1 protein-coding gene is annotated in these 8,283 nt (G+C 73.6%); it reads right to left on the minus strand.

Features of this window, described 5'->3' with window-relative positions; genetic code table 11:
• On the minus strand, window positions 1-8,283 hold an 8,283-nt coding region (locus tag ACWCPY_RS42430; RefSeq protein WP_451274437.1), incomplete at both ends, for an SDR family NAD(P)-dependent oxidoreductase.

Raw genomic sequence — 8,283 nt, forward strand, 5'->3', positions numbered from 1 at the left:
CTGCACCATCTTGATCACACCCGCCACACCGGCAGCCGCCTGGGTATGACCGATGTTCGACTTCAGCGAACCCAGCAGCAAGGGATGCTCACGCGCCCGGCCGTACGTCGCGAGAACGGCCTCCGCCTCGATCGGATCACCCAACGCGGTCCCCGTCCCGTGCGCCTCCAGCACATCCACGTCCGAGGTCGACAGTCCCGCGCCGGCCAGCGCGGCCCGGATCACCCGCTGCTGCGAGGGCCCGTTCGGCGCGGTCAGCCCGTTCGACGCCCCGTCCTGGTTGACTGCGGAACCCCGTACCAGGGCCAGCACCTGGTGCCCGTTCCGGCGCGCGTCGGACAGCCGCTCCAGAAGCAGCAGACCGGCGCCCTCCGACCACGTGGCACCGTCCGCCCCGGCCGCGAACGCCTTGGACCGCCCGTCCGGCGCCAGCCCCCGCTGACGGCTGAACTCGATGAACACGGCGGGGCTGGCCATCACCGTCGCACCGCCCGCCAGCGCGAGGTCGCACTCGCCCTGCCGCAGTGCCTGAGCCGCGAGGTGCAGCGCCACCAGCGACGACGAGCACGCCGTGTCCACCGTGACCGCGGGTCCCTCAAGACCGAAGGTGTACGCGATCCGGCCGGACGCCACGCTGCCGGCACTCCCGCTGACCAGGTAACCCTCGTAACCGGCCGGAGAACCGCCCTGGTGCAGCCGGGCGCCGTAGTCGTTGTACATCACCCCGGCGAACACACCGGTCCGGCTGCCGCGCAGCGTCGACGGATCGATGCCCGCACGCTCGAACGCCTCCCACGTGGTCTCCAGCAGCAGCCGCTGCTGCGGGTCGGTCGTCATGGCCTCGCGCGGGCTCATCCCGAAGAACTCCGGGTCGAAGTCCGCGACGTCGTGCAGGAATCCGCCGTGACGTGTGTAGACGGTGCCGGGCGTGGAGGGGTCCGGGTCGTAGAGCGCGTCGAGGTCCCACCCCCGGTCGGTGGGGAAGGGAGTGATCGCGTCGACGCCGTCGGCGACCAGCCGCCACAGGTCTGCCGGGGAGCGGACGTCGCCAGGGAACCGGCAGGCCATCGCGACGATCGCTATCGGCTCGTCGGTCGGTGTCACGGTCGCGGGTCCGGTCTTGTCCGTCCGTTCCGGACGGTCCGACCGCAGCCGGTCGGCGAGTGCTCGCGGTGTCGGGTGGTCGAAGACGATCGTGCTGGGCAACCGGAGTCCGGTCGCGCCGGCGAGACGGTTGCGCAGCTCGACGGAGAGCAGCGAGTCGAAGCCGACCTCGGCGAAGGCCCGGTCGACATCGACACCGGCAGCGTCCTCGTGGCCGAGCACGGCCGCGACGTGACCCCGGACCAGGTCGAGCGGGTCGGTGGCGGCCGGCCTGCGCCGCTCGGCACGTACCGGCGCCACCGGCAGCAGGTGGGCCGGCACCAGCACCGGGTCGGTCCGCCGCAACGCGTCGTCGAACAGCCGCAGTCCGTCCTCGGTGGACAACGGAGCCAGTCCGCTCCTGGCGAGCCTGCGCAGGTCGACGTCGGTGAGGTGGCCGGTCATGCCGCTGCGCTCCTCCCAGGGCCCCCACGCAAGCGCGGTCGCCGGCAGGCCATCGGCACGCCATCGCGTGGCGATGGCGTCGAGCGCGGCGTTGGCGGCGGCGTAGTTGCCCTGGCCCTGAGTGCCGAGCGTGCCGGCCACCGAGGAGAACATCACGAAGAAGGCGAGTTCGGCCGGGTCGACGACCGCCCGCAGCGCGACCGCCGCGTCGACCTTGGGTCGCAGGACCCGGTCGAGCCGCGCGGCGTCCAGGGACTCGATCACGCCGTCGTCGAGCACACCGGCCGCGTGCACCACGCCGGTCACCCGTACACCGGCCACGGCGGCCGCCAGCGCGTCCGCGTCCGCCGCGTCGCACGCGGCCACGGTGACCTCGGCGCCGAGCGACCGCAGTTCCGCCACCAGTTCGGCGGCCCCCGGTGCCCGATCGCCCATGCGTGAGAGGAGCAGGAGGCTTCGCACCCCGTGCTCGGTGACCAGCCGTCGCGTCACCAGGCCGCCGAGCGTGCCGGTCGCCCCCGTCACCAGGACCGTGCCGTCCGCCGTGGACGGCTGGGTCGGTTCGGTGGCGCCGGCGAGTACCTGCTTGGGTGCGTAGAGGGTTCCGTCGCGGACCATCAGCTGGTCGCCGGCGACTTCCGGCACGTCGCCGTCCGTGTCCAGCAGCGCGAAACGGCCGGGGTTCTCCGACTGGGCCGAACGCACCAGGCCCCACACCGCCGCCTGCCCGATGTCCCGGACGGCCCGGCCGACCGCCCACCGGGTGACGACGACGAGCCGGCCCCCGCGGTCGTCCGCGAGCCACTCCCGCAGGTGGTCCAGCGCCCATGTGGTGGCCGCGCGCACCTGGTCGGGGATCGGTGCCCCGGGGTCGGACGGCGGGCACTCGACCACGGTGGTGTCCGGCCGGGCGGTGTCCGGTGCGGCAGGGACCCACTCCGTCACGAACAGCCCGGCGTCCCGGGACCGGAGGGCCTGTGGACTGAACCGTCGCGTCGCGAGTGAGCCGATCGACGCGACGACCTCGCCGTCCGCGTCCGCGAGGACCACCGAGGCGGTGTCCGCCCCGGCAGGGCGGGCCCACACCCTCGCGGCGGTCGCACCGCGCCGGTGCACGCGCACACCACCGAACGAGAACGGCAGCATCCCGTCCCACAGCTGTTCCACCGGTCCCAGCCCGATGGCGTGCAGCGCGGCGTCCAGCAACGCCGGGTGCACGAGGAACCGGCCGGCGCCGTTCCGTTCCTCCTCGCCCAACGCGACTTCCGCGAACACATCGGCGTCGCGTCGCCGCGCGGACACCAGTCCCTGGAACGCGGGGCCGTAGCCGTAGCCCCGGCCCACGAGGTCGGCGTACAGGTCGGCGACATCGATCTCGGGGGCTTCCTGGTCCCAGCGCCACCGGGGCACGGTGCCGCCGGGCATCAGCCCGCCCTCCGCGTGCCGGGTCCAGGATTCCTCGCTCTCCTGGCGCGAGTACACGGCGACGCCCCGCCTGCCCGCGTCGTCGGGCGGGCTCACCCTGACCTGCAGGCGCACGGCCTCCCGCTCGGGCAGCACCAGGGGGGCGTGCAGCACGAGGTCGTCCAGTTCCTCGCAGCCGAGCGTGTCTCCCGCCGCCAGCGCCAGCTCGACGAACGCGGCCCCGGGAAGGAGCACCGCACCGAGGACGGTGTGGTCGGCGAGCCACGGGTGCGTCGTCCGGCCGATCCGGCCGGTGAACACGGTGGTCCCGTCGTCCGCGGCCTCCACCATGGCGCCGAGGAGCGCGTGACGGACGGTGCCGAGACCGAGGCCGGCGACGGACGCCGGTTCCGAGGTCCCGGTGAGCCAGTGACGCTGGTGCTGGAAGGCGTAGCTGGGCAGGCCGATCTGCCGGCCGCCGGAGAACACCGCCGACCAGTCGACCTCGACCCCGTTCGCGTACGCGGCGGCGAGTGCGGTCGCCCACCGGGACATGCCACCCTCGCCGCGCCGCAGCGTGCCGAGCGCGACGACGTCCTTCGCGGTGTCACCGACCGCTGCGGTGAGCACGGGGTGGGCGCTCACCTCGATGAACACGCGGTGGCCCGCGGTGACCAGGGTGCGGGTCGCCTGTTCGAATTCCACGGTCTGCCGCAGATTCCGGTACCAGTACTCGGCCGTCAGCCCGGCGGTGTCGAGCCGCTCACCGGTCACGGAGGAGTAGAACGGGACCGTCCCGGCCGTCGGCGTGATCGGTGCGAGCGCGACCAGCAGCTCCTCCTGGATCCGCTCGACCGCCGCCGAGTGCGAGGCGTAGTCGACCGCCACCCGCCGGGCCCGCACCCCGTCGCGCTCGCACGCGGCAAGGAACTCGTCGATGGCCGAGGCCTCCCCGGACACGACCGTCGCGGACGGCCCGTTCACCGCTGCGACCGACAGGTGCTCCGCCCACGGCGCAAGGAGCTGCCGCGTCCGGTCGGCCGGCGCGGAGACCGAGGCCATCCCGCCGACGCCGGTCAGCGCGACGATCGCGCGCGATCGCAGGCCGCTGACGAGTGCGGCGTCCGCGAGCGACAGTCCACCCGCGACACAGGCGGCCGCGATCTCGCCCTGGGAATGCCCGACCACCGCGACCGGGGTGACGCCGTACGACGACCACAGGGCGGCCAGCGACACCATGACCGCGAAGGTCACCGGCTGCACCACGTCGACCCGGTCGAGGTCGCGGCCCTCCCGCAGCACCTCGATGGGAGAGAAGTCCACATGCGGCGCCAGTGCGGCCGCGCACTCGGCCATCCTGGCCGCGAACACGGGTGCCGTGTCCAGCAGTTCCCTGGCCATCCCGACCCACTGCGTGCCCTGACCGGGAAAGACGAACACCGGTCCGGCCGGCCCATGGGCCGTGCCCTCGACCGTGCCCGTGCCCGGTGTGCCCTGCCCGAAGGACCGCAGCGCGGCGATCGCGTCCTCGTCCACCACGGCCACCCGGTGGTCGAACGGCTCCCTCGTCGTGACCAGCGACCAGCCGACATCCAGCCGGCGCAGGTCCGGTCGCCGGGCGAGGTGGTCGGCGAGCCGAGTGGCCTGTGCACGCAGCGCCTCCGGGCTCCGCGCCGACAGCACGAGCGGCACCGGCTGCCCCGGACCGTCCGCGGTGGGCTCCTCGGCGGACGCCGGCAGCTCCAGGATCACGTGCGCGTTGGTGCCGCTGATGCCGAACGAGGACACCGCGGCACGGCGGGTGCCGGAGGGCCATGACACCGGCTCGGTCAAAAGTTCGACCGCACCGTTCGACCAGTCCACGTGTGGTGACGGCTCGTCGACGTGCAAGGTTTTCGGCAGCACTCCGTTCCGCATGGCCTGCACCATCTTGATCACGCCGCCGACACCCGCAGCGGCCTGGCTGTGCCCGATGTTGGACTTCAGCGAGCCGAGCCACAGCGGTTCCGCCCGGTCCTGCCCGTAGGTGGCCAGCACGGCGTTCGCCTCGATCGGGTCGCCGAGCGTGGTGCCCGTGCCGTGCGCCTCGACGGCCTGTACGTCGGCGGGAGAGAGGCCTGCGTTGGCCAGCGCCTGCCGGATCACCCGCTCCTGGGCAGGCCCGTTCGGGGCGGTCAGCCCGTTCGACGCACCGTCCTGGTTGATCGCCGAGCCGCGTACGACCGCGAGTACACGGTGCCCGTTCCGGCGGGCGTCCGACAGCCGCTCCAGCAGCAGCAGCCCGACGCCTTCGCTCCACCCCGTGCCGTCGGCGGCAGCGGCGAACGACTTGCACCGGCCGTCGGGGGACAGCCCGCGCTGCCGGCTGAACTCGACGAACGTGTTCGGTGTGGACATCACGGTCACACCGCCGGCGAGCGCGAAATCGCACTCGCCCTGCCGCAGCGCCTGCGCGGCGAGGTGGAGCGCGGTCAGGGACGACGAGCACGCGGTGTCGACGGTGATCGCCGGCCCCTCCAGCCCGTAGGTGAAGGCCACCCTGCCGGACAGCACGCTGGCGGTGTTCCCGGTGAGCAGGTGGCCCTCAAAGCCTTCGGGCGCCCGGCCGAGCCGTGTGCCGTAGTCGTTGTACATCACCCCGGCGAACACACCCGTGCGGCTGCCGCGCATCGTCACCGGCCGGATGCCGGCGGACTCGAAGGTCTCCCACGCCACCTCGAGCAGCTGCCGCTGCTGCGGGTCGGCCGCGGTCGCCTCGCGGGGGCTGATGCCGAAGAACTCCGGGTCGAACTGGTCGGCGTCGTGCAGGAAGCCGCCGTGGCGGGTGTAGGAGGTGCCGGCGTGCTCGGGATCGGGGTCGTAGAGCGAGTCGAGGTCCCAGCCCCGGTTGTCCGGGAAGTCACCGATCGCGTCGGTGCCACCGGACACCAGCTCCCACAGGTCCTCCGGGGAGCGCACACCGCCCGGGTACCGGCAGGCCATGCCCACGATCACCACGGGGTCGCCCGTGCTCGCCGTGCGGCGCACGGCCGGTGCCTTCGCCGCCCCGGCGAGCTCCGCGAGCAGGTGTTCGGTGAGCGCGGCGGGGGTCGGGTGGTCGAACACGGCTGTCGTCGGCAGCTGCGCTCCCGTCGAGGCGTTGATCCGGTTGCGGAGTTCCACACCGGCCAGCGAGTCGACGCCGAGCTCCCTGAAGCCGCGGTCGGGCGCGATCGCGGTGCCCTGCTCATGACCGAGCACGGTCGCGACCGCGTTCGCGATCGTGGCCGACACCTCGGCCCGCCGCTCCGGCTCGGGCAGGCCCGCCAGCCGGGCCATCCCGGTCGTGGCGGGACGTCGTCGCCGGACCAGGTCACGCAGCACGGCCGGCGGCTCCGGCACCGCACGCAGGGCCGCGCGGTCGAACCTGGCCGGCACGACGACGCCGTGGTTCGAGCCGAGTGCCACGTCGAACAGCGCGAGACCGGTTTCGGTGTCCAGCGGTGGGATGCCGGCCCTCGCCCATCGCGCGATGTCCGCCTGGCCGAGGCTCTCGCCCATCCCGGCCGTCCACAGGCCCCACGCCATGGACGTCGCCGGCATGCCCTCCGCACGACGGAGATCGACCAGGGCGTCGAGGAAGGTGTTGGCCGCGGCGTAGTTGGCCTGGCCGGCGGTGCCGAGCAGGCCGGAGATCGAGGAGAACACGACGAACGCGGCGAGGTCGCCGGTCAACTCGTGCAGATTCCAAGCGCCGTCGACCTTCGGCCGCAGCACGGCGGCGAGCTGGTCCTCGGTCATGCTCGGCACGGTGGCGTCGTCGAGGACCCCGGCCGCGTGCACCACGGCACGGAGCGGCAGACGGTCCGGTACGGACGCCAGCAGCTCCGCGACCTCGGCACGATCGGCGACGTCGCACGCGGCGACCCGGACGTCGGCACCCAGCCCGGTCAGTTCGGCCACCAGCTCGGGCGCCGCTCCCCGCCGGCTGACGAGCAGCAGGTGCCGCACACCGTGCTCGACGACGAGCCGACGCGCGACGAGTGCGCCCAACCCGCCGGTGCCGCCGGTGATCAGGACCGTCCCGTCCGACAGAGTCGGCTCCGCCTCCGCCGCCCGTGCCGGGGCCGCGACCAGGCGCGGCACATACACTCGGCCGGCCCGGATCGCCAGCTGCGGCTCGCCGGTCGCCACGGCCGCCGAGAGCACGGCGTCCGACGCGCCGACGCCGTCGGTGTCCACGAGCACCAACCGGCCGGGGTTCTCGGTCTGTGCGGTCCGGATGAGACCCAGCACGGTGCTCGCCCCGATCGCGGGCGCCTCCTCGCCGACCGCCACGGCTCGCTCGGTCAGCACCACCGTCAGCCGATCCGCGCGCTGCGCCTCGGCCAGGGCCCACCGTGCGGCCGCATGCGCGGCGGCCGGGATGTCGGTCCCGGGGGCGGGTGGTCGCACGACCTCGAACTCCGCCTCTCCCGTGGGAACCGGCAGCTCCCGCCAGTCGACCCGGTAGAGGTCGTCCCGCCTGTCGCGCGTCAACGGCCGCAGCACCAGCGCCTCGGCGGTGAGCACCGGGGTGCCGTCCTCATCCCACGCCGCCAGCCGCGTCGTGTCCTCGGCGGTCCGCGTCCACCTGACCCGCAGCGTGGCTGCCCGGGTGCCGTGCACGGACACGCCGCGCCACTCGAACGGCACGACCAGGCCGTCCGCGGCCAGTACCAGGGGATGCAGGGCCGCGTCGAGCAACGCCGGGTGCAGGGCAAACCCGTTTCCGTCCTGGGGCAGCCGGACCTCCGCGTACACGGTGTCGCCCGAGGTCCACGCGGCCAGCAGTCCCTGGAAGGCCGGGCCGTAGTCGTAGCCGCGGCCGGCGAGCCGCTCGTAGGCGTCGGTGAGATCCATCGGGTCGGCATCCGCCGGCGGCCACTCGACCGGTGCGGGGTCCGGTGTGCCCCTGGTTCCCAGCCGCCCGCCGGCGTGCCTCGTCCAGTCCTCACCGTGCCTGGCGTGGACCGTCACGGTGTCGCCGTCGGTTCGCACCTGGAGCTCGGCCGCGGTGCCCACCGGCAGCGGGGATTCCAGCACGAGTTCCTCGACGGCGCCGCCGCACGCGTGCAGGGCGAGGTCGAGCAGGGCCGTGCCGGGCAGGATCGTGCTGCCGTCGATGGTGTGCTCGGCCAGCCATGGCTGCGCGTCGACGTCCAGAGGTCCGCCGTGGACTGTCGTGCCGTCGGCGAGCCTCAGCGACGAGGTGAGCAGGGGGTGTGTGCCGGTGGTGGGTTTGTGGGTGGGGTTGAGCCAGTGGCGTTGGTGTTGGAAGGGGTAGGTGGGGAGGTTGGGGTGGTGGGGGTT

The sequence above is a fragment of the Streptomyces sp. NPDC002403 genome (assembly GCF_053593015.1).